The organism is Clostridium taeniosporum (genome assembly GCF_001735765.2).
Taxonomy (GTDB): domain Bacteria; phylum Bacillota; class Clostridia; order Clostridiales; family Clostridiaceae; genus Clostridium; species Clostridium taeniosporum.
This window is the reverse complement of record NZ_CP017253.2, coordinates 2,689,264-2,713,646: the sequence shown is the minus strand read 5'-3', so window position 1 is coordinate 2,713,646 and position 24,383 is coordinate 2,689,264. Positions and strand designations below refer to the sequence as shown.

Here is a 24,383-nt window from a genome sequence, read left to right as displayed (position 1 = left end):
TTAAAGTATGGTAATTACCAATTACTGAAAAATAAATTGGTATTTATAGGAGGGATGAGAAATGCCAAATATATTATTGACTAGAATTGATAACAGACTAGTACATGGTCAAGTAGGAGTTACTTGGGTAAATCATTTAGGAGCAAATTTATTATTAGTAGCAAATGATGAGGTGGCTAAAGATCCTATTCAACAAAATTTAATGGAGATGGTCATTCCAGATACCATAGGAATAAGGTTTTTCTCAATACAAAAGACTATAAAGATAATAAACAAAGCAGCACCAAGACAATTAATTTTTTTAGTATGTAAAACTCCACAAGATGCTGTTAGATTAGTAGAAGGCGGTATCCCTATAAAGAAGATAAATATAGGTAATTTACATTTTAGTGAAGGAAAGAAACAAATCTCTTCTACAGTTTTTATGGATGAAAATGATGTACAAGCTTTTAGAAGGCTTAAAGAATTAGGAATTGAATTGGAAATAAGAAGAGTACCTGATGAAGCAATAGATGAAGATATTTATAAACACATATAAGTTATAAAATTAAAAATTATTCTTAATAACAAAATATGTTAATAAAGGAGGAAGTTATGTTTGTTAAAGCTTTATTGATTGCTATTTGGGCAGGTATTGCAGGAATAGATTTATTTGATGGATTAACTCATGTACACAGACCAATAGTAACAGGACTTGTAGTTGGTTTAATTTTAGGTGATGTAAAAACAGGACTTATAGTTGGAGCTGCATTAGAACTTGTGTTTATGGGAATGGTTCCTCTTGCAGGAGCACAACCACCTAATGTAGTTATTGGAGGAATTATTGGAACAAGTATAGCTATTTTAGGTAAACTAGAACCTCAAGCAGCAGTAGGTGTAGCAATACCGTTTGCTGTAGCTGTACAAGCTGCTATAACATTTATTTTTACGTTATTTTCATTTTTTATGCATAAAGCTGATAATTATGCAGAAAATGCAGATACAAGGGGTATAGATAGAATAAATTATATGGGAATGCTTTTCTTATTTATATTTTATTTTGTTATTGCATTTTTACCAATATTCTTTGGAGCAGACAAAGCAGCAGATATTGTAAGAGCAGTACCAGTGTGGATTATTGATGGACTAAAAGTAGCAGGTGGAGTAATGCCAGCAATTGGATTTGCTATGCTATTAAAGATTATGTTAAAGAAGGAATATATGGCATTTCTTATTATTGGTTTCTTGTTTGTAACATATGGTCATATTTCAATTTTAGGACTAGCTTTAGTTGGATTAAGTATAGCATTATATGACTATTATTCAGCTAATAATAAAAAAGTAGTAAAAGTTGCAGAGGAGGAATATGAAGATGGAATCTAATGTAGCATATAAAGATCCTACTACAAAAAAGGTAATTACAAATAAAGATTTGAATCATATGGTTTGGCGTTCACTTTTTTTACAGGCTTCATTTAATTATGAAAGAATGCAAGGTTGTGGATGGCTTTATGGATTAATACCAGGATTAAAGAAAATTCATACAAATAAAGAAGATTTATCTCAAGCAATGAAAGATCATATGGAGTTTTTTAATACTCATCCATTTTTAGTAACTTTTATTATGGGGTTAGTCTTAGCAATGGAAGAAAATAAGGAAGATAGAGATACAATAAGAGGAATAAAAGTTGCAACAATGGGACCTTTAGGTGGTATTGGTGATGCCTTATTTTGGCTAACAGCTTTACCAATTTGTGTTGGTATAGGTGCATCAATGGCCATGGAAGGAAATGTTGCAGGACCTATAGTTTTCTTAATAATGTTTAATACATTACATTTTTTCTTAAGATTTTTCTTGATGAAATATGGATATAATACAGGAGTTAAGGCACTTTCTTCATTGAAAGAACAAACAAAGAAGATAGCTCATGCTGCTTCAATATTAGGTTTAACAGTTGTTGGTGGATTGATAGCTTCAATGGTTAATTTAAAGACAACACTGGTAATTTCAGTAGGTTCAGCAAGTGGCGATTCAGCAATAAAATTGCAAGAAGGCGTTTTAGATCAAGTAATGCCTAATATGTTAGCTTTAGGTTATACATTCTTAATGTATAAATTATTAAAGAAAGGTTATTCTCCAATTAAATTAATAACAATTACAATTTGTTTAGGTTTAATTGCAAAGTTTATAGAATATATTACAAATATCCCAATATTATAAAATATAAATTTTTGGATTTTAGGTGGAGATTTTATCTCTACCTGGAATTCATAAGTTATAAATTTAATGTATAGAAAAGTATAGAATTTTTAAAGTTAAGAGAATGATAAAATTTAAGTTAAATAAATTATTAATTCCTAATTAAAAAGTTTGGTGTGCAAACCGTTATATAACTTGCAATTTTTATGTTTTAAATTTTCAAAGATACTGAATAATTTCTATAGTTAATAAGAATATGTTATAATTAGAAAAAATTAGGATAGTGAAGAAAGAGGTATATTTAGATGAATAAAATTGATAAAAATTCTAAAATTCCATTATATGCACAATTAATGGATATTCTTATTAATCAGATAGAAAACTCTATGGAAGAAAATGAACAATTGGATTCAGAAAGAGAAATTTGTGATAAATATGGTGTTAGTAGAACAACTGTAAGACAGGCATTAGATGAATTAGAAAAGCAAAAATATATATATAAAGTTCATGGAAAAGGAAATTTTATAGCATCAAGAAGATTTGAACAAGATTTAATAAAAGTCTATTCCTTTACTGATGAAATGAGAAAACTTGGGAAAAAACCAATATCTAAATTATTAAACTTTGAAATAGCAGAGCCTGATAGTAAAATTATAAGAAAATTAAAGTTAAAAGAGAACGAATTAGTATATAAAATAACAAGAATAAGAATAGCAGATGATATTCCAATGATATATGAAACAACTTATTTACCATATGAAAAGTTTAATGGTATGACTAAAAAAGATTTAGAAGAAAATCCTATGTATGAGGTTTTTAAAAATGATTTTAAACTTCGAATAACATCAGCAGAAGAAGTCCTTGAAAGTGTGTTAATTAATAAATTAGAAAGTATTTATTTAGATATATCACAAGGAGACCCAGGACTAAAAATTGAAAGAATAACTTATGAGAGTAATAAAATTATTGAATATACAGTAAGTATAGCAAGAGGAGATAAGTTTAAATATAGAGTATGTCTAAATAATCAATAAAAATTTATGAATACTGGTAATTACAATATAGCCAGTAAGGAGGGTATTATGATTTTTGGAAAAACTATTGAAGAGTTAGAAAAATCAAAAGCAATAAATACATCAAAAGAAATAATGCAACAACCTGATTTATGGAAAGAGACATATAAAATAATTTATAAAAAAAGAGATGAAATTAAATTATTCTTAAATAAAAATGTAACAAAAGATACAAGGATAATATTAACAGGTGCAGGTACGTCTGACTATGTAGGGGATACAGCTTTATTGGAAGTAAAGAATACTGTAGATGCACGAGTTGAAGCAATTGCAACAACAGATTTAGTTTCAAGTCCTAAAAATTATATAGAGAAAGATACACCAACTATTTTAGTATCATATGCTAGATCAGGAAATTCTCCTGAAAGTGTTGGTGCATATGATTTATGTGAAAAAAATATTAAAAATATATCACAAGTGGTAATTACCTGCAATGAAGAGGGAGAACTAGCAAAAAGAGCTATTAATCATGGTAATAGTTTAGTTTTGTTTATGCCTAAGGAATCAAATGATAAAGGATTTGCCATGACAAGTTCCTTTAGTTGTATGCTTTTAGCAACAATATTAATGTTTGATATAGATAATATTAAAAACAATAGAAAAATAGTTGATTTAATATGTAAACAAGGAAAATATATTTTAGAAAATAAATGGAATGAAGTTTTAAACTTAGTAAATTATAAATGTGATAGAGTAGTTTATTTAGGATCAGGAATATTAAAAAATTTATCACAAGAGATGGCATTGAAAAATTTGGAACTTACAAGTGGTAAGGTAGCAACAATATGTGAATCAGTTATGGGATTTAGACATGGACCAAAATCAATAATTAATGATAATACTTTAATAATTATTATGACTTCTACAGATAAATATACTAATCTTTATGATTTTGACTTAATAAATGAGATATATAATGATTCTGGAAACCATAAACTTGTAGTAATAAGTTATGAAAAAAATGAAAAATTAAAGAATAGTTGTGATCAATATATTGAGATAAATGGTGAAAATATACCAGAAATATATACTGTATTTAATTATATTTTATATGGACAAATGTTTGGATTATTTAATTCAATAACACACAAGATATCTCCAGATAATCCAAGACCAGATGGAACAGTTAACAGAGTAGTAAAAGGTGTTCGTATTCATAAGAAATTCTTTTAAATAATTAAATGTTTTTGGTTATGTAAACGATACTTCAAATCATAAACTTTATTAATAATGATTAATTTTTAAAATTACTATGCATTAGGAAATAAGTAATAGCAATGTAGAGAAATTATGGGAGGTTTTAAAGTGATAGGGTTAATTGTTGTGGGACATGGAATTTTTCCAGAAGGAATACTTAGTTCTGTAAAACTAATTGCTGGAGAGCAAGAAAAAGTTATAGGTATAAATTTTGAAAGTGGACAAGGGTCGGATTTATTAAAGGAAAATATTGAAAATGCAATTGATAATATTAATACAGATGAAGTATTGATTTTAGCAGACTTAGCAGGGGGATCTCCTTTTAACATGTCTGTTATCATTAGTGAAAAAAGAAAAGATAAAAAAATTAAAGTTATATCAGGCATGAATTTACCTATGGTTCTAGAAGCAACATTGTCAAGAGATGTGTATGATATAGATGATTTAGTTGATGTAATAAAAAATTCTGGAATTAAAGGGATTAAAGAATATAAAAACAACAGAATTAATCAAAGTGTTGAATATGATGATGGAATATAACTATATAAATTAATGATATAAGAAAGGAGATATATTATGCATAAAATACTTTCTACAAAACAAATGTTATTGAAAGCTCAAAAAGAAGGATATGCAGTTCCAGCTTTTAATATACACAATTTAGAAACATTACAAGTGGTTGTTGATACAGCAATGAAGATGAGATCACCTGTAATTATTGCTGGAACACCATCTACAATAGAGTATGCAGGTGGATCTTATATAGAGGCAATGGCAGAAGTTGCAGCACAAAAATATGATATACCAATAGCAATTCATTTAGATCACTTTGAAGATGTAAATGAAATAAAGAAAAATATAGATATTGGATTTAGATCATGTATGATAGATGCATCTAAAGAAGAGTTTGAGATTAATATTTCAAGAGTAAAAGAAGTTGTAGAATATGCACATAAATATGATGCCACTGTTGAAGCAGAACTTGGAAAACTTGGTGGAAGAGAAGATGATTTGATAGTATCTGAAAAAGACTCAATGTATACAAATCCAGATGATGCAGTAGAATTTGTTAAAAGAACAGGCGTGGATTCTTTAGCAGTAGCAATAGGTACAGCACATGGTTTGTATAAAGGAAAAGCAAAATTGGATTTTGAAAGATTAAAAGAAATAAGAAGTAAAGTTCATGTGCCGTTAGTACTTCATGGAGCATCAGACGTCCCAGATGAGTTAGTTAAAAAGGCAATTTCACTTGGGATATGTAAGGTAAATGTAGCTACAGATTTAAAAATACCATTTTCAGATGCAGTAAAAGATTATTTTAAAAATAATCCTAATGCTAATGATCCCAGAAAATATATGACACCAGGAAAAAAAGCTATGGCAAAAATAGTAGAAGATAAAATAAAAGTTTGTGGAAGTGCCAATAGATATTAAGGTGTACGTTATGTTTTAAAATAGTGCTTATATTATAGTATAAATCTTATGGACAGAGAAATTTACTTAATAATACTAAAATGAGTATAGTGCAATTTCAGCTTGTTTCCAATATAAATATAAAATTAAGATAATCAGTAAATATGAATGTAAAAAGGAAACTGGACTTCACTTAATAAGTTCGAAAAGTTAAATATAAAATTTAGATTCTCACTTAAAAGTTATAAAAAGCAAATTGCAATCCCAGTTCGTCATTATACTATAATATAAATATTTAATTAAAACATAGTTCGATAATTTTATTATATAGAAAGGTAAGCAAAATATATGATATTAGTTATAAATCTTAATGCTTCTGTAGATAAAAAATATGAGATAAAGGATATACAAAAGGGAAAGGTAATGAGGGCTAGATCAGTTCATAATACTCCAGGTGGTAAGGGATTACATGTAGCTAATGTAGCTACTATATTGAATGAAGAATGCATAGTTACAGGTTTTCTTGGAGGAAAGAGCGGAGAATTTATCGAAGAAAAGCTCTTAGATTATGGGATAAAAAGTGATTTTGTAAAAATAAGTGGTGAGACAAGGGATTGCTTGGCATTTATTACAGATGATTCTGCTCAAACAGAAATACTTGAGCCTGGACCAGAAATTACAAATGAAGAACAAAAGAATTTTATAAATAAGTATAATGATTTAGTAGAAAAAGCTAATATAATTGTAGCTTCTGGTAGTCTTCCTAAAAATGTATCTAATAATTTCTATAGAAATTTAATAGAATATGCTAATAAAAAAGACAAGAAATTTTTTTTAGATGCTAGTGGAGGTGCTTTAAGAGAAGGCATTAAAGGAAAGCCTTATTTTATTAAACCTAATAAAGATGAAATAGAAGCTTTAACAGGTAGAAGAATATTGTGTGAAGAAGATGTTGTAAATGAAATAAAATATTTAAGTGAAAAAGGAATAGAGTTTATTTCAATTTCATTAGGAGAAAATGGTTCCATTGTTGGTATTAAAGATAAAGTTTATAAGATAGATATTCCAAAAGTAAAAGTTGTTAATCCAGTAGGATCAGGTGATGCTTATGTTGGAGGTATAGCAGTAGCTATGGAAAGAGGATATGATATTGTAAATACTTTGAAACTAGCATCAGCTTGTGGAACTGCCAATGTAATGGAAAAAGAAACAGGGTTTATAGACAAGTATAAAGTAGAGAATTTGTTGGATAAAATTGTTGTTAAAGAATTATAATATATGACTATGTTTTAAGATAATGTTTATGTATATAATTTTAGAATAAGTAGAGAATTGATAATGGAAAATTGAGAGTTAAGGAGAAAATCCTTAGGGGATTTTAAAATATATATTTTTAGAAAACCGTTAGGACTGTGAACTAAAACTCTCAATTTTTAATTATTCACTCTCAACTAAGAAGTATGTTGGAGCCACTTTGTTATTATATTACAGTTGGTATATAATATAATTTATAATAATTAAATATACTAATATATTCACTAGGAGGCTAATATGTATCCAATAAAATTTAAGAATTTATATTATGAGAGAATATGGGGTGGAAATGCCTTAAAAAAATTTAGGGACAATATTCCAGATAAAGTAATAGGGGAAAGTTGGGATATTGCATGTCACCCAAATGGAATTGGTGAAGTAGAAAATGGAGCTTTAAAAGGTAAGAAGTTTAATGAAATAATTGATGAATTTAAAGAAAAACTTTTAGGTGAAAAAATTGATAAGGAGAAATTTCCATTATTAATTAAATTAATTACATCTGGAGATAAGTTATCAGTTCAAGTTCATCCAGATGATGAATATGCTAGAAGAGTAGAAAATGAATTTGGAAAAACGGAAGCATGGTATGTTATTGATGCTGAAGAAAATGCAAGTTTAATAGTCGGCACTAAAGATTGTGATAAAGAGAAATTTGAAGAGGCAATTAAAAGTGGAGATTTAGATAAGTATTTAAATAAAATACCTGTTAAAAAGGGAGATTTCTTTTATGTACAAAGTGGATTGGTACATGCTATATGTGAAGGCGTTTTAATAGCAGAAATTCAACAAAGTAGTGATATTACATATAGAGTTTATGATTATAACAGAGGCAGAGAAATACATGTAGAAAAAGCTCTAGATGTTATTGATTTTTCTTTAGAAGGAAAAAATTCAAAAGGAATTTTAATAGAAAAAGAAGATTATAAAAAAACTTATCTTTGCTTAAGTAATTATTTTACAATTCAAAAATATGAAATAAATGATTATGTTAAAGAAGAAAGTGATAAAGATAGATTTTATTTATTTACATGCGTAGATGGAGAGGGAACTATAAAATATAAAAATGGCGAAGAAAATATAGCAATGGGAGATAGTATATTTATTCCAGCAACTATGGGAGAATATGAATTATTAGGAAACTTAACATTGCTAAAAAGTTATGTTCCTGATGTAAGAAAAGAAGAAAATGAGATTTTAAGTGTAATAAAAAAATAAGACTGTGTTTTAGTAAGAAGTTGATATATACATAAGTAAAATGGACGGAGTACTTTAATTTAGGAGTGTTAGAATTAGTATAGTTCTATTCTGGCTTGGTTCAAATGTAAAATTAAGATAAGCATTAAATGTGAATATAAAAGGAAACTCGACTTCATTGAGTAAGTTCGAAAAGCTAAATATAAAATTTAGATTCTCACTTAACGATTCTCAAAATCCGATTATAATTCTAGTTTATCTATTGTATATATCAACACATATTTATAATAGAGCTAAAAATAAGAACAAACCAAGTTGGTACTTATATCCAACTTGGTTTGTTTTTAAATTCCTTTAGGGGAATTTGGAGTAAAACCTCTTTCTTTTAAAATATCGTAAATTGTTTGTGAGGTAGTATCTTCTAAAGTATATCCTAATAATTTGACAACTTTATTTAAATTTTCTTCAGAAGTTGTTTCTATTTCTAAATACGGAAAAGGACAAAATTTCTTTTCGTTTATATCTATTTCAACTAATGAGTCAAAAATTTTATAGCTTTCTCTATATTTTTTATTTGATTCTTTTAATTTTAATCCTAAAGATTTAAAAATACCTTCTGCCATTTTTTTATCGTTAACTATAACTTCATTTTCTTCCATTACTTTAAAGCGTTCTTGAGAAAGCATTTTTTTTGTTGTCATATAATAAATCACTTTATTATTTATATTGTCAGTTACAGTTCTTATACGAGCATATCCTTTATTACTTAAAAGTTTTCCATCTTCAAAATCATAAATATCATTAATTTGATCTTCTTTTTTTATATTTTCTGCACCATTTTCAATAAGAATTTTTCTAATATTATCTATATCTATATCCATAATTCTAGTTTCAATTTCTTGCATGATATATACCTCCTGTATTAAACTTTATATTAGGCACATTCAAATAAATAACTAGTAAGTATGCTAGTAGTTTGAGAAATACTTATTATTTTAACCTATTAATAGCATAACTATTAGCAAACCAAAGTTATTGTATTTTACAAAATATCAGTAGTATCGTTGACTTGTTATTTATTTTCATATGCCTTAGATTAAAATTTATGTTTTAAATTTATTTTTATAATTTAATGTTATAATATAATTCTTAAGATTGCTAGTATCATGAGAATTATTTATTAATATTCATGTTCATAATAATTACATAGGGGGTAAACCATAATGGAATATATAAATGAAATTAATATAAATGAAGCTGTAATACATATTTTAGATAGAAATGCATCAGAGCCAGTTTTAAATGAATTTACTTTAGAATTAAATGATGATGTTTATAAATATTTATATAAGCATTTAGAGAAATGTTTTAAAGATGAGGAATTAAAATCAGGAGTGTTTATTCAAGGAACTAATAGTGTTAAGGAAACTGTGCAAGGTTACTTAAATGGAATAGATGATGATTTTATAGAATTATCAAAAAGATTGTCAAGACAAATGTTTGCAATTATGCAAATGGATGAAAACATAGAATCGTGTGATTTGATAATTGTATCAATAACTACAGATAAAGGACCTATGATTGGTATACTTAAATTAGATTATATAAAAAATTTTACACATGAAATTCAGTTTATAGATGAAAAAATAGGAATAGGAATAGTTCCTCAAAGTGCTGGACTTCCTGGTAGTGGTCAAAAAATACAAAAGGCAGCTTTTATAAAACCTTTTAGAGAAGATGATAAATTTAATTTGATGATACTAGATAAACAAAGAAAAAGTAAAGAAGATAATGAACTTGGAATAAATTATTTTGTTAATGACTTTTTATATGCTAAAGTTATTACAAATGAAAGAGATATGACTAAAACTTTCTTAAAGGCTGCTGAAGATTGGACTAGAAAAAATATATCTAATGATGCATCTAAAGCTGAGGAAATTAGAACAGCTGTTAAGAGTAGTTTAAAAGAAAAAGACAGTATAAATATAGATGAATTATCACAAGAGCTTTTTAAAGAAAATTCAGAAGAAAAATCAAACTTTTCTAGCTTTGTTAAGGGGAAAGGTTTAGATGAAGAAGTAATTGTTGATAAAACTTGGGTTGAAAAGAAATTAAAAAGAGTTAGACTAAATATAGATAAACAAATAGATATATATTTAAATGAAGAAGTATACCATGATGACAGTAAGTTTGAAATTCAAAGAAATGGTGATGGAACAATAAATTTAGTTGTAAAAAATGTTAATAATTATATAGAAAAATAGTAGTAATTATAAAAATATAGCTTATCTAATTAAATAAATTATGAAATCTCAATATTTTAGAAAGATAAATAAGGGAATGTAAAATAATTTTCTTAATATTTAAAATAGGGAAACAAAAATGGATAGTTAACTATTATAAATTAACTATCCATTTTAAGTATATTTTTATATTTCTAATTTTCATTAAATAAGTCAATATGTGATATAGGTGTTATTTATAAGTTAATCATAAGCGCCAGTTTTCACTAAATTATTACAAGTTTAACTATGAGATTTATTTTCTTTAAATTGGTGTATAAATTTTTTAAGTTCTTTTATTTGAAGTTTTATTGAATCACTAGAAGGTCCACCTATTACTTTTCTTTCTTGAATGCATGTATATAAGTTTATAGCATCATATACATCTTCTTCAAAAATAGGAGAGAATTCTTTTAATTCATTAAGAGTTAAATCCTCAATCATTTTATTGTATTGTATACATTTAAGAACTATTTGTCCTACTATTCCATGAGCATCCCTAAAGTAAGCACCTTTTTTTACAAGGTAATCTGCTAAATCAGTTGCATTAGTAAATCCTAAAGCAGCGCTTTTTTTCATATTATCCTTGTTTACCTTCATTGTTTTAATCATTCCAGCAAAAGTTTTTAATGATAAACTAACAGTATCTAAAGCATCAAACAAGGCTTCTTTATCTTCTTGCATGTCTTTGTTATAAGCTAATGGAATACCTTTCATTATAGTTAAAAGTGTTATAAGATCACCATAAACTCTGCCTGTTTTACCTCTTATTAATTCAGCAACATCTGGATTCTTTTTTTGAGGCATTATACTACTGCCTGTACTGTATCTATCATCGAGCTCTATGAAATTAAATTCACCTGTGCACCAAAGAATCACTTCTTCAGAAAATCTAGATAAATGCATCATTATTAGAGAAAGTACAGATAAAGTTTCAATTACATAATCTCTATCAGAAACAGAATCTAAACTATTTAATGTTATTTTAGAAAAACCAAGATTTTTTGCAACCATATTTCTATCAATTGGATAAGTAGAAGTAGCTAAAGCACCACTTCCCAAAGGCATTTCATCAGTTCTTTTATATGCATCATTAATTCTTCCTATATCTCTTTTAAACATTTCAGCATAAGCTAATAAATGATGAGATAGTGTAATTGGTTGAGCCTTTTGCATATGGGTATATCCAGGCATGATGGTTTTTATATGTTCTTCAGATTTTTCTAATAAAATTTCCTCTAAATAAAAAATATCTTTTTCTAATTTTATAAGTTCTTTCTTTAGATATAATCTTAAATCTAGAGTTATTTGGTCATTTCTACTTCTAGCTGTATGAAGCATTTTTCCATATTCACCAATATAATCAGTTAAAGTACTTTCTACAAAACTATGAATATCTTCAGATGTTAAATCTATTGAAATTATATTATTATCTATTCTTTTTAAAATTTCTAAAAGTCCTGATGTGATTTTTAAACTAGCTTCTTTTGAAATTATATTTTGTTCACCCAGCATTGCAGCATGGGCTAAACTTCCTTCAATATCTTCTTTATACATTCTTGAATCTATATTTATGGACGAATTAAAATCATTAACTAATTGATCAGTACCTTTATTAAATCGTCCGCCCCAAAGTTTCATAATTATTTAACCTCTTTCTTTATATATTGTGACATTTTTGCTTTAACAACAGTAGGAAGTCCGTATAATGCAATAAAGCCAGATGAATCATTTTGATTATAAACAGCATCTTCACCAAAGGTAGCATATTCTTCACTATATAAAGAATAAGGAGAATTCATACCTGCGTTTACAATATTTCCTTTGTATAGTTTTAACTTAATTTCTCCATTTACTGTTTCTTGAGTCTTTTTTATAAATTCTGATAATGCTTCTCTAAGTGGAGTAAACCAAAGACCGTTATAAACCAAGTCAGCAAACTTTAGAGCAACTTGTTCTTTATAATGAGAAGTTTCTTTATCTAAGCAAATTTCCTCTAAATCCTTATGAGCTTTATAAAGAATAGTACCACCAGGAGTTTCATAAACACCTCTTGATTTCATACCAACAAGTCTATTTTCAACCATATCAGTTATACCTATGGCATTTTTACCACCGATAATATTTAGTTCTTCAAGTAAAGTAACAGGATCCATTTTCTTACCATTTAAGGCTACGGCATTACCTTTTTCAAATGTTAAAGTAATATAAGTGGGTTCATTTGGTGCATTTTCTAAAGAATTACAAAGTTCTAATATATTGTCGTATTTAGGTTCATTATTAGGATCTTCTAAATCTAAACCTTCATGACTTAAGTGCCATATATTTTTATCTTTACTGTAATTTGTGTCATAGCTTATTTTTATAGGAACATTTTTTTCTTCTGCATAGGCTATTTCATCTTCTCTTGATTTAATATTCCAAGTTCTCCACGGTGCAATTATTTTCATATCTGGATCAAAAGCTTTAACAGCTAATTCAAATCTTACTTGATCATTTCCTTTTCCAGTACATCCATGACATATTGCATCAGCACCTTCAGATTTTGCTATTTCCACCAATCTTTTTCCTATTAATGGTCTAGCAAAGGAAGTACCTAGAAGATATTTTCCTTCATAAATAGCTCCGGATTGGATAGTAGGGAATATATAATCTTCAACAAATTCTTTGGTTAAATCTTCTATATATAATTTTGACGCCCCAGTTTTTATTGCTTTTTCTTTCAATCCATCCAATTCATCTTTTTGTCCAACATTTCCACAAACAGCGATAACTTCACAATTATAATTTTCTTTAAGCCAAGGAATAATTATTGAAGTATCTAGTCCACCAGAATATGCTAAAACTACTTTATTTAATTTGTTCATTTAAAAGCCCCCTTAATTAATGTTGAAATATATATTAAATCTTATATTTAAAAACTTTTTTATAATTATACAATTTTATGCATAAATAATCAATAGATTTATGCATAAAAATAAAAATAAAAAATCCTGAAAAATTTTTAAAAATAGTTTATAAAAGGTTTATATTTTTATTTTTATATAAAATTATTAAATAATAGCTTATTTTAAATAGAATAACTATAAAAAATAATTTTAAAATTCTTTGAATGAAAAATTAAGTTAAATTAATAATTATAAAAATATATGTAATAATATTCATAAAAATATTCAAAAAATATGTATAAATATTTGAAAAAAATTATTAATATCATAAGTATCATATAAGTAGTATAATTTTATTTGAAGTTTAATAAGAATTTAAAATAAATAACAATATAAGTAAGGTATGATTATTATGAATATATAAATAAATGAATAATATTAAAAAGAAAAGAATAAAAAAGACGAGGTATATAACCTCGTCTTTAAAAGATATTATTTCATAGAATCAGCTGATCCTAATATGTTATCAATTTTTGATTCAACAACTTCTTGGATTGCAGTTCTTGCAGCACCAAGGTAAGCTCTTGGATCGAATACTTCTGGTTTTTCTCCGAAAGTCTTTCTGATAGCAGCCGTCATAGCTAATCTTAAATCTGTATCCATGTTGATTTTACATACAGCCATTGAAGAAGCTTTTCTTAACATATCAACTGGAATACCTTTAGCGTTTGCTATGTTTCCACCGAATTCATTACAAGTTGCAACTGTGTTAGCATCAACAGCAGATGCTCCATGAAGAACTATTGGGAATCCAGGTAATTTAGCTTGGATTTCTTCTAAGATGTTAAACTTTAATTCTGGTTTAGCATCTGGTGGGAATTTAACAGCTCCATGAGAAGTTCCGATAGCGATAGCTAATGAATCAACTCCTGTTCTATTAACGAAATCAACAGCTTGCTCTGGATCAGTATAAACGTGAGAATCAGCAACAACGTCATCTTCAACTCCTGCTAATACTCCAAGTTCAGCTTCAACAACAACTCCTCTAGCGTGAGCGTAGTCTACAACTTCTTTTGTTTTCTTAACATTTTCTTCATAATCAAAGTGAGATCCATCAAACATTACTGATGTGAAACCAGCATCTATAACTTCTTTAACAGCTTCTAAACTTGGACCGTGATCTAAGTGAAGAGCAACATCTATTCCAGTTTCAGCTATAGCAGCGTCTACCATTGCTTTTAAATATTTAGCTCCAGCATATTTAATTGCTCCAGTTGAACATTGAAGAATTACAGCTGAATTTTTAGCTTTTGCTCCATTAATAACCCCTTGGATTATTTCCATATCATTGATATTGAAAGCTCCGATAGAATATCCACCTTCATAAGCTTTCTTAAACATTTCTTTTGTAGTAACTAATGCCATGTTAATTGTACCACCTTTCAAATTTTCAAATTATGGTTTGACGATTAAGGTTAACCGTTAAAATAATTATAAACCATACTGGTTAGTTTTTCTACATTTAACGAGTTAAAATTTAAAAAAAGATTATATACTTGATATTTTTTAGAATATATTTTAATTATTTCAATATATTTACATAACAATGCTGGTTATTATAATATATTTTCTAGATTGGGTATTTGTAGTTTTCTCATATTTCTAGAATTATATTTCAAAGAGTGTAATGTAGCATTTGCTTCTGATGTATTATTATGAGATAAATATATAGATAATTTTGCAGAATCAGTAATAAGTATATCTACCTCTTGATGACTAAGGTATACTGAAGTTATAAAATTTTTATTTTGAATTAAATCTATTAATTCAATTGATTTTATATAGGCATCTTCATTTTTACCTTCAATAATATTAAGTTCTATTTCTTCTGTAACATTTTCTATATTATTGCATAATTTTAATATTGAGGTATTAGCGAAATAAATAAATACAATTATAAGAAGAAATAATAGTATTGAAATCTTAACATTTTTCATCAATTACCCTCCTCATAATAATCATTGTAAAGCTGATATTTAAAATTACCTTCAGTATCATACATTGCTATTAAAACATCTTTAATTGAATTTATATTATGATTTTTAAGAACATTAAGTATCCAATCCTTATCTTTTTTCATACTTGTTAAAGTATTCCTATTTATTTTTCCATCGCATACTAATACTTTAGGCAATTTTACTTCTTTGGTTTTAGCTGTATTATCACTAGATTGTGATTGAGATTGTGAATTATAATCTTTAGGTAAAATTGATAATTGGCCTCCATTTTCTAAAATAGCACATTGTATTTCATCAATATTAAAGTAATTAGCAATTCTCAATTCTTCTAATAACTCATCTATATTTAGTTGTTGTTTTTTTAATGCAAGATAGTTTATTTTTCCATTATATATTAATATAGTTGGTTCACCATCTATAATTTTTCTAGCATGTTGAAATTTTAAATCTATTACACTAAGCATAGTTTTTAAAAACAATAAAGTAATTATAGGAACCACTCCTAATAATAAAGGAAATCTAGAGTCTTGCATTGGCATAGAAGCTAAATCTGAAATCATAATAGTTATTACAAATTCGTATGGCTCTAGTTCACCAATTTGACGTTTTCCCATTAAACGCATTACTATAACTACTAAAGAATATAAAATTACAGTACGAATAAAAATAATAAACATTTTAAATACACCTCGCATAAATAATATTTGTAATATTTCGTTATAATATGCAAAATAAAAAATAAATTTATCTTTTTATGGGAACTTAGATATAATAGAATTAGGATATCTAGTATTTGGAAAGGAGATATTTAATGGATTCAATAGTTTATAATAATAAAAAAGAGAATTCTAAGAACACTTTTTATAGTGTACTATCTAAAAATATAACAAATGTTAATAATATAGCATTATGTAAACTAAACGGTAAATATCATGAATTAAAAGATAATATTAATGAATCTGGTGAAATAGAATTAGTAACTTTTAATACAGAAATGGGATTAAATATATATACAAGAACTTTGCAATTTATATTTATTAAGGTAGCTTTAGATTTGTTCCCAAATTCAAAGATTAAGATAGAACATTCAATCAGTAAAGGTTTATTTGGAGAGATAATTAAGGATGAACCTTTAAATGAAGAGGATATAAATTTAATTAAAGATAAAATGAAAGAAATAATAAGAAAAAATGTACCTATAAATAGTATAAGAATTTCTAGAGATGAGGCTATTAATATATTTAAAAAATATGGAATGGAAGACAAGGTTTTACTTTTAAAAAATTCTAATCTTAAAGAAGTTAGTTTATATGAATTAGAAGGAAGATATGATTATTTTTATAGTCAAATGGCATATTCAACAGGAATTATAAAGGCTTTTGATTTAATTTATTATAAGCCAGGATTTATATTAAGAAGTCCAGAAAAAGAAAATTTGGATGAATTACCTGTATATAAGGAAGAAAGAAAATTAAGAAATATATTTTTAGAAACAGAAAGATGGCTTACTATATTAGACATTGGAGAAGTTGGAACTTTAAATGAGAAACTTTGTAGTAAAGAATTACAAAGTCTAATATTAACATCAGAAGCATTACATGAAAAGAAAATAGCAAATATAGCAGATCAAATATCTAATAAAAAAGATGTAAAAGTAATTTTAATTGCAGGTCCATCATCATCTGGAAAAACCACATTTGCTAATAGACTTTCTATTCAATTAAAAGTTAATGGGTTTATACCACAATCTTTATCATTAGATGATTATTTTGTAGAACGAGTAAATACACCAAAAGATGAAAATGGAAATTATGATTATGAATCTATTTATGCATTAGACTTAGAATTAATAAATAAGTCGCTTACGTCTTTAATGAATGGTGAAACTGTAGATATTCCTACTTATAATTTTTTAACAGGAAAAAGAGAATGGAATGGAAATAAAATAAAGTTAGCTGAAAATGGAATATTGATATTAGAAGGAATACATGGATTAAACCCTATTTTAACATCACATGTTGATCAAAGCAAAATTTTTAAAGTATATATTTCAGCATTAACTCAATTAAATTTAGATAATCATAATAGAATATCTACCACTGATGTTAGAAAGGTTAGAAGAATAGTTAGAGATTCATTAAGCAGAGGACATGATGCAGAAGCAACACTTAAAATGTGGCCTTCAATAAAAAAAGGTGAGAAAAATAATATATTTGTTTATCAAGATCAGGCTGATGCTATGTTTAACTCTACATTAGTATATGAATTAGGATTATTAAAATCTTATGCATTAAAAGAATTAAATAAAGTTAAAGAAAATAGCGTAGTATATACAGAAGCAGCACGATTAAAATCTATATTAAATTTCTTTAAAGAAGTAGATTCAAGTTATGTACCTATGAATTCAATACTTAGAGAATTTATAGGGGGAAGTTGTTTTTATGAATATTAAGTATATTAGGAATATGAAAATAAATAACAAGTTAAAGATGCCAGGAATATTTTGTGAAATACAATGACTTGGGCTTTGCTAATAGTTGTGCTATTAGTAGGTTCCAAGGAAGAAGTAGTTCATAAAATAAGTGGGCATACTGACTAGTTATTTATTTGAATGTGACTTACTTTCATAAGATATGTTTTAAAATTTAAAACATATCTTTTTTTTACCTCTTGACTAGATTAATTAAATTATGCATTCTATATATGGATAATAAATTGAATTTAAATTTTTGTAAATAAATTTTAAATAAAATACCCTGTTTTTAATGTGGATTGATATATTTATTTTGTAGAACTTACTTATTACATATATTGATATAATGCTAAAAATAGTGTAATGAATTAATGGAAGGGGGTATTTAGTAAAATATTTTTATATTTTACTAAATAATATTTATGAAAAATTTAGGGATTTTCGATATTTTAGGACCAATAATGATAGGACCATCCAGTTCGCATACTGCTGGAGCTGCAAGACTTGGAAAAATTGCAAGAATAATAGCTGGTAATAATATAAAAGAAGTAACATTTTTATTACATGGTTCATTTGGAAAAACATATAAAGGACATGGAACAGATAGGGCTTTAGTTGCTGGGGTTTTAGGAATGGAACCAAGTGATGAAAGACTTAGAGATTCTATGGAAATTGCAAAAGAAAAGGGAATAATATTTTTATTTAAAGAAGCTGATTTAGGTGATGTACATCCTAATACAGTTAAATTTTTAATGACTACAGTAGATAATTCATATTGCGAAGTTTTGGGATCATCTATAGGTGGAGGAAATATTCAAATTACAGAGGTAAATGGAAATTCTGTTGAATTTACTGGAAATTATGAAACTTTAATAATTTCTCAAAGAGATTTACCAGGTGTTATACATAGTGTAACTAGTATTTTATCAAAAGAAAATATTAATGTAGCATTTATGAAAGTTTTTAGAAATCATAAGGGGAGAGATGCTACTATGATATTTGAAATGGATAATAAAGTTAGTAAAAAAGCCATAAATGAAATAGAAAGTTTAGAGTTAGTGTATAGAGTTATTTCAATAAGTCCAGCAAAGGAAGGTGAGTAAAATGCTAGCAAGAACAGGAGAAGAATTATTAAAAATTTGCAAGGAAAATAATATATCTTTAAGTGAATATGCAATAAGATGTGAAGTTGAAGAAAAAGAAGTGACAAGAGAAGAAGTAATAGAGAAAATGAGAAAAAATTTAAATGTTATGATAGCAGCAGCAAAAGAAGGAACAGAAAATGAAGTGTATTCTGTTAGTGGACTTATTGGTGGAGATGGCCATAAATTATATAAATATTCAAAATCTAAAAAAACATTAACAGGTAGAGCAACTAATATAGCTATGGCTATGGCGCTTGCTTCATCAGAGGTAAATGCATCAATGGGAAAAATAGTGGCTTGCCCCACTGCAGGATCATGTGGAATACTTCCAGCAGTTATTTTAGCAGCAGGTGAAGTACTTGAATTAAATGAAGACCAATTAATAGATGGATTATTAGCAGCAGCAGCAGTTGGCCTTATTATAGGTATTAATGCCACATTATCAGGAGCAGAAGGAGGATGTCAAGCTGAGTGTGGTTCAGCATCGGCTATGGGTGCAGCAGCAGTTGTAGAAATGATGGGCGGAACACCTAAGATGAGCTTAGATGCAGGATCTATAATACTTCAAAATATATTAGGATTAGTATGTGATCCAGTTGCAGGGCTCGTAGAAATTCCTTGTGCTAAAAGAAATGCTCAAGGAGCTATAACAGCTCTTTGTACTGCTGATATGGTTATGGCAGGTATTGAAGCAAAAATACCTTTTGATGAAGCAGTAACTGCAATGTACAAAGTTGGGAAAAAATTACCATCAGAATTAAGAGAAACTGCAATGGGAGGAATAGCAACTACCCCTACAGGATTAAGACTTAAAAAACAAGTTTTTGGTGAAGATTAAATTTTATTGATTTTTTATATTAATCATATAATTTAAAATTATAAAAAATAGAATATAAAATTTATAATTTATTTATGTAGCCTTTTGGCTACATTTTTTTATTGTTTAGAAAATTATATTGTTGGAAGATTTGTGGAGGGCTTATAAAATACTATATTTTAGAGATATTATGAGTAACAATAAAGAATAAAAAATAATCATATGCCGAACCATCATTCATGATTTACGTTTGGAAATAGTGCATGGCTAAAAAAATCCACGTCAAAAGTCTATTAATGATTTTTTATGTTAATCTTAAACTATATTAAATAAAATATTTAAAATTAAGGATAAGAACTTCAAGGATAAAGATTAAATGACGAAATATATAATATACTATCCAGTAAAAAATTAATTATTTTAGTTGGAGGGATTTATGAGAGTTGTTAGTACCTCGAGCCTTAAGGGAGATGAAATCCTTGGAAGGCAGATTTATGATGAATTGGGTAGGGTTTTACTTAATGTTGGAGTAAAATTAAAACCTTATTATATTGAAAAAATTAAAGAAATGGGAATTAATTCAGTATACATTAATGATGATATATCAAAAGATGTTGTTATTGAAGAAAGTATTTCTGAAAAAACAAGGCAAATGAGTAAACATGCTGTTAAGGAAATGATTAAAAGACATTGTCGTGAGGGTAAAACTGATAATAGCAGTGTTATGAATTCAGTTAATTCAGTGATTGAAGATATACTATCAAATAAAAGTGTTTTGATAAATGTTGCAGAAATAAGTGCAAGCGATAATAATATATATTCCCATTCAGTAAATGTTTGTGTATTGTCTACAATAATAGGAACTCATATGGGATACAGTATGTTAAAGCTTAAAGATATAGCTGCAGGTGCATTACTTCATGATATAGGTAAGATAAAAATTATGAATGATAAGAAACTTGTATCACAATTTAAGACTAAGGAAGAATTAGATGAATATATTAGATTAATGCATCCAAAAGTTGGGTATGATTTTTTAGGAGAGCAGCATATTTGGAGTTCATATGTTAAGGTGGTTGCATTAATGCATCATGAAAGAAGTGATGGCAGTGGTTATCCTTTAAAATTGCAAGGTAATGAAATAAACCAGATAGCAAAAATAGTATCTATATGTGATGTATTCGATAATTTGATATCAGGTAGAGATATAGAGGAAAGTAAAACTGTGCCTGAAGTTATTGAGTATCTTATTGGTATGAGTAACATTTATTTTGATGCAGAAATAGTTGAAAAATTTACTAGTAATATAGCTGCTTTTCCAACAGGAAGTGGAGTTATTTTAAGTTCAAATGAAAAGGGGTTAGTTGTAAGACAAAACAATTCAATGCCAACTAGGCCAGTGATAAAAGTTATATATGATAAACTTGGAAATTTACTTTTAGAACCTTATGAAATTGATTTATTAAAAGAATTAACTCTTTTTATTACAAAAACCTGTGAACTTTAAATTATTGGAGGATTTTATGAGTAGTGAAGGTGATTACACAAATTTTAAGTATTCTAATGATTGTCTAAAATTAATTAATAATACATTTAAGAAATTTTTAGATGTAGATAGTATTAATTATCAGATTGAGTTAAAAAGATCATTAGAGAAAATTGGTTTATTTTTCGATTTAGATAGAATTTATATTTATTATTTTTCTAAAGATCCTACTTTTATGCAAATAGAATGTCAATGGAATAATGAAAATATAAGATCGAAAAGAGAAATAGAGGAGGAAGAGGTAGTTTATACTCTTCCATGGTTGATTCGTGAGATTAAAAATAGTGATTTTATTGCAATAAATAGTATAGAGGAATTACCTGCTGAAGCGGTGTTTGAAACAGAAGTTTTTTTAAGTGAAGGAATAAAATCTTCTCTTATAGTTCCATTAAAAAGCAAAAGTAAGTTAATTGGATTTATAGGATTTGAAAGTTTATCAAAGCATATAACATGGCAAGAAGAACAAATTAATATATTAATAGATATTTCAAAGGCTTTTTTACATACAAAATTAAGGATTTCAAAGGAAAAATTATATGAATCAACACTTGATGGGCAATTGATTTTACTTAATAATTCTGAATCGCAGATTTGGGCTTTGAGCAATGTTACTTCTTATGCAACTGTCAATGAAGCACATGCAAAGTTTTTTGGTAAGAAGAAAAGAGAATTAGAATATCAGGATTTATATGATATATTTGATATAGAAACTGCAAATAAACTTTCTGAAAATAATTGGGAACTATTTGAAAAAAATGAATTAGCAGAAAAAGAGCTTGAAATCAAGAATTATAAAGGTGAAATTAGGTTGCTTAAAATAAAAAGTAAGCCATATAGAGATGAGGAAGGTAATATTAAGTATCTTATTTGTACTGCTGAAGATATTACAGAGCAGAGGAAAGCAGAAATGGAGTTATACAAGGCAAAAGAACAGGCAGAAGCAGCAAATATAGCAAAGAGTCAGTTTCTTGCCAATATGTCTCATGAAATAAGAACACCAATGAATGGAATATTTGGATTTCTCGAGTTGTTGCAATCAACTAATCTGTCTTTAGAACAAAAAGAGTTTATACGTGAGGCAAAAGCTGCTTCAGAGGTATTATTACATATTATCAATGATATATTAGATTTCTCCAAGATTGAAGCTAGAAAGCTAACTATGGAAAATATTGAATTTAATTTAAGAAATACTATTGAAGATGCAGTTTCACTCCTTGCTCCTAAAGCAGCAGAAAAAGGAGTTGAAATTTATACTATGATTAAACCAGGTGTTCCTGAAGAGGTTGTTGGTGATCCAGCAAGACTTAGTCAGATATTAAATAATCTTATAAGTAATGCAGTAAAATTTACTGAATGTGGCGAGATTTCTATTACAGCGGATTGTTTAGGGGAAGAAAATGGAATAGCCATGCTTGATTTTCAAGTAAATGATACTGGAATTGGAATTTGTAAGGAGCATATTAATACAATATTTCAATCTTTTAGTCAAGGAGATGCTTCTACAACTAGAAAATATGGAGGAACAGGACTTGGACTTGCAATATCAAATGAATTGGTAAAAATGATGGGTGGAGAAATTCATGTTGAAAGTATATTAGGGGAAGGGTCTACATTCAAATTTAATGTTAGGCTTAAGGTTACTAAAAAATCTTTAAAGCAGAAATTTGCATTTGAAAAGCTTGATGGTGTGAATATTTTAATTGTTGATGGTAATACAAATAACAGGGAAATTGTTAGTTCATATCTTCAAGGTACTGGTTTTAAAGCATTTGAAGCAAAAGACGGTACTAGTGCAATCACTACAATTCTTAAAAATGCAAATACAGAAAATAAAATAAATATTGCTATTATAAATTACAAAATGTCTGATATGAATGGTTATGAACTTGCAACTACATTAAGAACAATACCTTTTGCAAAGAATATTAAACTAATACTTTTAACTTCAGTAACACAAAAAGGAGAGGCTAAAGTTGCAAAAGAATATGGATTTTCATCATATTTGTGCAAACCTGTAAGAAGAGATGATTTACTTTCTTGTATTGCCATGACATTAGGATTAAAAAAAGAAAATGAAGAAGAACATGAAGCTATAACGAAACATATAGTCAAAGAAGTTAATAAGTCATTAAAGCCAAGAATTTTATTGGTTGAAGACAATGAAATGAATCGTAAAATTGTTATAAGTATGCTTAAATCTCGTAATATGGATTGCGATATAGCTGTTGATGGTAGTGAAGCATTAAAAGCAGTATCAGAAAAAGATTATGATGTTGTTTTTATGGATTGTCAGATGCCAGTAATGGATGGATATGAATGTACATCTAAAATAAGGCTAATTGAAGAGGCTAAAAAGCATACTACAATTATTGCAATGACTGCTAATGCTATGGATGGTGATTTGGAAAAGTGTATTGAATCTGGAATGGATGAGTATATTAGTAAGCCAATAAATTTTGATACTATGTTTAAGATGATAGAAGCTAATATTAAAGAATGTAATGAAGTGACCGACTATAATAATATAATAGAAAATAATATTAATTATTTTGTTGAAAATACAGGTCTTAAAAAAGAAGATGCAAAAGAAATACTTGAAGAATATATAAAATATCTACCAGATTTATTAGAAGATATTAATAACGCTATTGATAATAGTAATTTTCATAAATTAGAAGAATTAGTTCATGAATTAAAAGGTTCTTCTGGTAATCTAAGAATAATTTCTATTTATGAATTGGCAATAAAGCTAGAAGAAGCAGTTTTAAAACAGGAAATGGATGAATGTATTAGATTTTTTGGTAAAATAAAAGACTTACTTTGCTAGGAAATTAAAAAAACATA

Annotated in this window: 21 protein-coding genes; 15 read left to right on the top strand and 6 right to left on the bottom strand. The window is 27.1% G+C overall.

What is annotated here, in order from left to right; genetic code table 11:
* Positions 1-61: 61 nt before the first annotated feature.
* The 9 genes from agaV to BGI42_RS12415 all read left to right on the top strand — a co-directional run bounded on the left by agaV (position 62) and on the right by BGI42_RS12415 (position 8,391).
* The gene (gene agaV / locus BGI42_RS12455; protein ID WP_069680606.1) at positions 62-538 is read left to right on the top strand and encodes a PTS N-acetylgalactosamine transporter subunit IIB; all 477 of its coding nucleotides are present in this window, start codon (positions 62-64) and stop codon (positions 536-538) included.
* A gap of 56 nt (positions 539-594) precedes the next feature.
* Entirely contained in the window at positions 595-1,362 is a 768-nt protein-coding gene (gene agaW / locus BGI42_RS12450) for a PTS N-acetylgalactosamine transporter subunit IIC (protein ID WP_069680605.1), read from the top strand.
* Positions 1,352-2,200, top strand: a complete 849-nt coding sequence (locus tag BGI42_RS12445; protein WP_069680604.1) for a PTS system mannose/fructose/sorbose family transporter subunit IID — start codon at positions 1,352-1,354, stop codon at positions 2,198-2,200. Before agaW ends, BGI42_RS12445 begins: the two co-directional genes overlap by 11 nt.
* Before the next feature lie 284 nt (positions 2,201-2,484).
* On the top strand, positions 2,485-3,213 hold the full coding sequence (locus BGI42_RS12440) for a GntR family transcriptional regulator (RefSeq protein WP_069680603.1): 729 nt from the start codon (positions 2,485-2,487) through the stop codon (positions 3,211-3,213).
* 48 nt (positions 3,214-3,261) lie between these two features.
* On the top strand, positions 3,262-4,425 hold the full coding sequence (locus tag BGI42_RS12435) for an SIS domain-containing protein (protein ID WP_069680602.1): 1,164 nt from the start codon (positions 3,262-3,264) through the stop codon (positions 4,423-4,425).
* A gap of 132 nt (positions 4,426-4,557) precedes the next feature.
* The gene (locus BGI42_RS12430; protein ID WP_105165930.1) at positions 4,558-4,989 is read left to right on the top strand and encodes a PTS sugar transporter subunit IIA; all 432 of its coding nucleotides are present in this window, start codon (positions 4,558-4,560) and stop codon (positions 4,987-4,989) included.
* Positions 4,990-5,025: 36 nt separating this feature from the next.
* Complete coding sequence (locus tag BGI42_RS12425) at positions 5,026-5,883, top strand: tagatose bisphosphate family class II aldolase (protein WP_069680601.1); 858 nt, start codon at positions 5,026-5,028, stop codon at positions 5,881-5,883.
* A 327-nt stretch (positions 5,884-6,210) separates the two neighbouring features.
* Positions 6,211-7,137, top strand: a complete 927-nt coding sequence (locus BGI42_RS12420; protein ID WP_069680600.1) for a 1-phosphofructokinase family hexose kinase — start codon at positions 6,211-6,213, stop codon at positions 7,135-7,137.
* Positions 7,138-7,413: 276 nt separating this feature from the next.
* Entirely contained in the window at positions 7,414-8,391 is a 978-nt protein-coding gene (locus BGI42_RS12415; protein WP_069680599.1) for a type I phosphomannose isomerase catalytic subunit, read from the top strand.
* Positions 8,392-8,714: 323 nt separating this feature from the next.
* On the opposite strand, the gene BGI42_RS12410 is transcribed toward BGI42_RS12415, so the two are convergent.
* On the bottom strand, positions 8,715-9,275 hold the full coding sequence (locus tag BGI42_RS12410) for a class IV adenylate cyclase (protein ID WP_069680598.1): 561 nt from the start codon (positions 9,273-9,275) through the stop codon (positions 8,715-8,717).
* Between the two features lie 318 nt (positions 9,276-9,593).
* Between BGI42_RS12410 and BGI42_RS12405 the strand changes: the two genes are divergently transcribed.
* Positions 9,594-10,634, top strand: coding sequence for a nucleoid-associated protein (locus BGI42_RS12405; protein WP_069680597.1), 1,041 nt, complete (start codon positions 9,594-9,596; stop codon positions 10,632-10,634).
* Positions 10,635-10,895: 261 nt separating this feature from the next.
* Here BGI42_RS12405 and argH read toward each other — a convergent pair whose 3' ends face one another.
* The 5 genes from argH to BGI42_RS12380 form a co-directional block, all read right to left on the bottom strand.
* Entirely contained in the window at positions 10,896-12,293 is a 1,398-nt protein-coding gene (gene argH, locus BGI42_RS12400; RefSeq protein ID WP_069680596.1) for an argininosuccinate lyase, read from the bottom strand.
* 2 nt (positions 12,294-12,295) lie between these two features.
* On the bottom strand, positions 12,296-13,519 hold the full coding sequence (locus BGI42_RS12395; RefSeq protein ID WP_069680595.1) for an argininosuccinate synthase: 1,224 nt from the start codon (positions 13,517-13,519) through the stop codon (positions 12,296-12,298).
* Between the two features lie 513 nt (positions 13,520-14,032).
* Positions 14,033-14,965, bottom strand: a complete 933-nt coding sequence (gene fba / locus BGI42_RS12390; RefSeq protein ID WP_069680594.1) for a class II fructose-1,6-bisphosphate aldolase — start codon at positions 14,963-14,965, stop codon at positions 14,033-14,035.
* Positions 14,966-15,156: 191 nt separating this feature from the next.
* Positions 15,157-15,537, bottom strand: a complete 381-nt coding sequence (locus BGI42_RS12385) for a DUF4363 family protein (RefSeq protein ID WP_069680593.1) — start codon at positions 15,535-15,537, stop codon at positions 15,157-15,159.
* Positions 15,537-16,235, bottom strand: coding sequence for a DUF421 domain-containing protein (locus BGI42_RS12380; protein ID WP_069680592.1), 699 nt, complete (start codon positions 16,233-16,235; stop codon positions 15,537-15,539). The genes BGI42_RS12385 and BGI42_RS12380 overlap by 1 nt, the downstream gene beginning before the upstream one ends.
* A 134-nt stretch (positions 16,236-16,369) precedes the next feature.
* On the opposite strand from BGI42_RS12380, the gene BGI42_RS12375 reads away from it, so the two are divergent.
* From BGI42_RS12375 to BGI42_RS12355, 5 genes are all read left to right on the top strand, one after another.
* A complete protein-coding gene (locus BGI42_RS12375; protein WP_069680591.1) occupies positions 16,370-18,010 on the top strand; it encodes a nucleoside kinase in 1,641 nt (546 codons plus the stop codon).
* A gap of 443 nt (positions 18,011-18,453) precedes the next feature.
* Positions 18,454-19,134, top strand: a complete 681-nt coding sequence (gene sdaAB / locus BGI42_RS12370) for an L-serine ammonia-lyase, iron-sulfur-dependent subunit beta (protein WP_069680590.1) — start codon at positions 18,454-18,456, stop codon at positions 19,132-19,134.
* 1 nt (position 19,135) lies between these two features.
* A complete protein-coding gene (gene sdaAA, locus BGI42_RS12365) occupies positions 19,136-20,014 on the top strand; it encodes an L-serine ammonia-lyase, iron-sulfur-dependent, subunit alpha (protein ID WP_069680589.1) in 879 nt (292 codons plus the stop codon).
* A 415-nt stretch (positions 20,015-20,429) separates the two neighbouring features.
* Positions 20,430-21,500 carry an HD-GYP domain-containing protein gene (locus BGI42_RS12360; protein ID WP_069680588.1) on the top strand — a complete coding sequence of 357 codons (1,071 nt, stop codon included), beginning with the start codon at positions 20,430-20,432 and terminating at the stop codon, positions 21,498-21,500.
* Positions 21,501-21,516: 16 nt separating this feature from the next.
* Positions 21,517-24,366, top strand: coding sequence for a response regulator (locus BGI42_RS12355; RefSeq protein WP_069680587.1), 2,850 nt, complete (start codon positions 21,517-21,519; stop codon positions 24,364-24,366).
* Positions 24,367-24,383: the final 17 nt, after the last annotated feature.

Coding starts and splice junctions, on each gene's coding strand:
- agaW (WP_069680605.1), top strand. CDS start 595: ATGTTTGTTAAAGCTTTATTGATTGCTATTTGGGCAGGTATTGCAGGA.
- BGI42_RS12425 (WP_069680601.1), top strand. CDS start 5,026: ATGCATAAAATACTTTCTACAAAACAAATGTTATTGAAAGCTCAAAAA.
- sdaAA (WP_069680589.1), top strand. CDS start 19,136: ATGCTAGCAAGAACAGGAGAAGAATTATTAAAAATTTGCAAGGAAAAT.
- BGI42_RS12410 (WP_069680598.1), bottom strand. CDS start 9,275: ATGCAAGAAATTGAAACTAGAATTATGGATATAGATATAGATAATATT.
- BGI42_RS12440 (WP_069680603.1), top strand. CDS start 2,485: ATGAATAAAATTGATAAAAATTCTAAAATTCCATTATATGCACAATTA.
- argH (WP_069680596.1), bottom strand. CDS start 12,293: ATGAAACTTTGGGGCGGACGATTTAATAAAGGTACTGATCAATTAGTT.
- BGI42_RS12360 (WP_069680588.1), top strand. CDS start 20,430: ATGAGAGTTGTTAGTACCTCGAGCCTTAAGGGAGATGAAATCCTTGGA.
- BGI42_RS12420 (WP_069680600.1), top strand. CDS start 6,211: ATGATATTAGTTATAAATCTTAATGCTTCTGTAGATAAAAAATATGAG.
- BGI42_RS12385 (WP_069680593.1), bottom strand. CDS start 15,537: ATGAAAAATGTTAAGATTTCAATACTATTATTTCTTCTTATAATTGTA.
- BGI42_RS12435 (WP_069680602.1), top strand. CDS start 3,262: ATGATTTTTGGAAAAACTATTGAAGAGTTAGAAAAATCAAAAGCAATA.
- BGI42_RS12415 (WP_069680599.1), top strand. CDS start 7,414: ATGTATCCAATAAAATTTAAGAATTTATATTATGAGAGAATATGGGGT.
- BGI42_RS12395 (WP_069680595.1), bottom strand. CDS start 13,519: ATGAACAAATTAAATAAAGTAGTTTTAGCATATTCTGGTGGACTAGAT.
- sdaAB (WP_069680590.1), top strand. CDS start 18,454: ATGAAAAATTTAGGGATTTTCGATATTTTAGGACCAATAATGATAGGA.
- BGI42_RS12405 (WP_069680597.1), top strand. CDS start 9,594: ATGGAATATATAAATGAAATTAATATAAATGAAGCTGTAATACATATT.
- fba (WP_069680594.1), bottom strand. CDS start 14,965: ATGGCATTAGTTACTACAAAAGAAATGTTTAAGAAAGCTTATGAAGGT.
- BGI42_RS12375 (WP_069680591.1), top strand. CDS start 16,370: ATGGATTCAATAGTTTATAATAATAAAAAAGAGAATTCTAAGAACACT.
- agaV (WP_069680606.1), top strand. CDS start 62: ATGCCAAATATATTATTGACTAGAATTGATAACAGACTAGTACATGGT.
- BGI42_RS12380 (WP_069680592.1), bottom strand. CDS start 16,235: ATGTTTATTATTTTTATTCGTACTGTAATTTTATATTCTTTAGTAGTT.
- BGI42_RS12445 (WP_069680604.1), top strand. CDS start 1,352: ATGGAATCTAATGTAGCATATAAAGATCCTACTACAAAAAAGGTAATT.
- BGI42_RS12355 (WP_069680587.1), top strand. CDS start 21,517: ATGAGTAGTGAAGGTGATTACACAAATTTTAAGTATTCTAATGATTGT.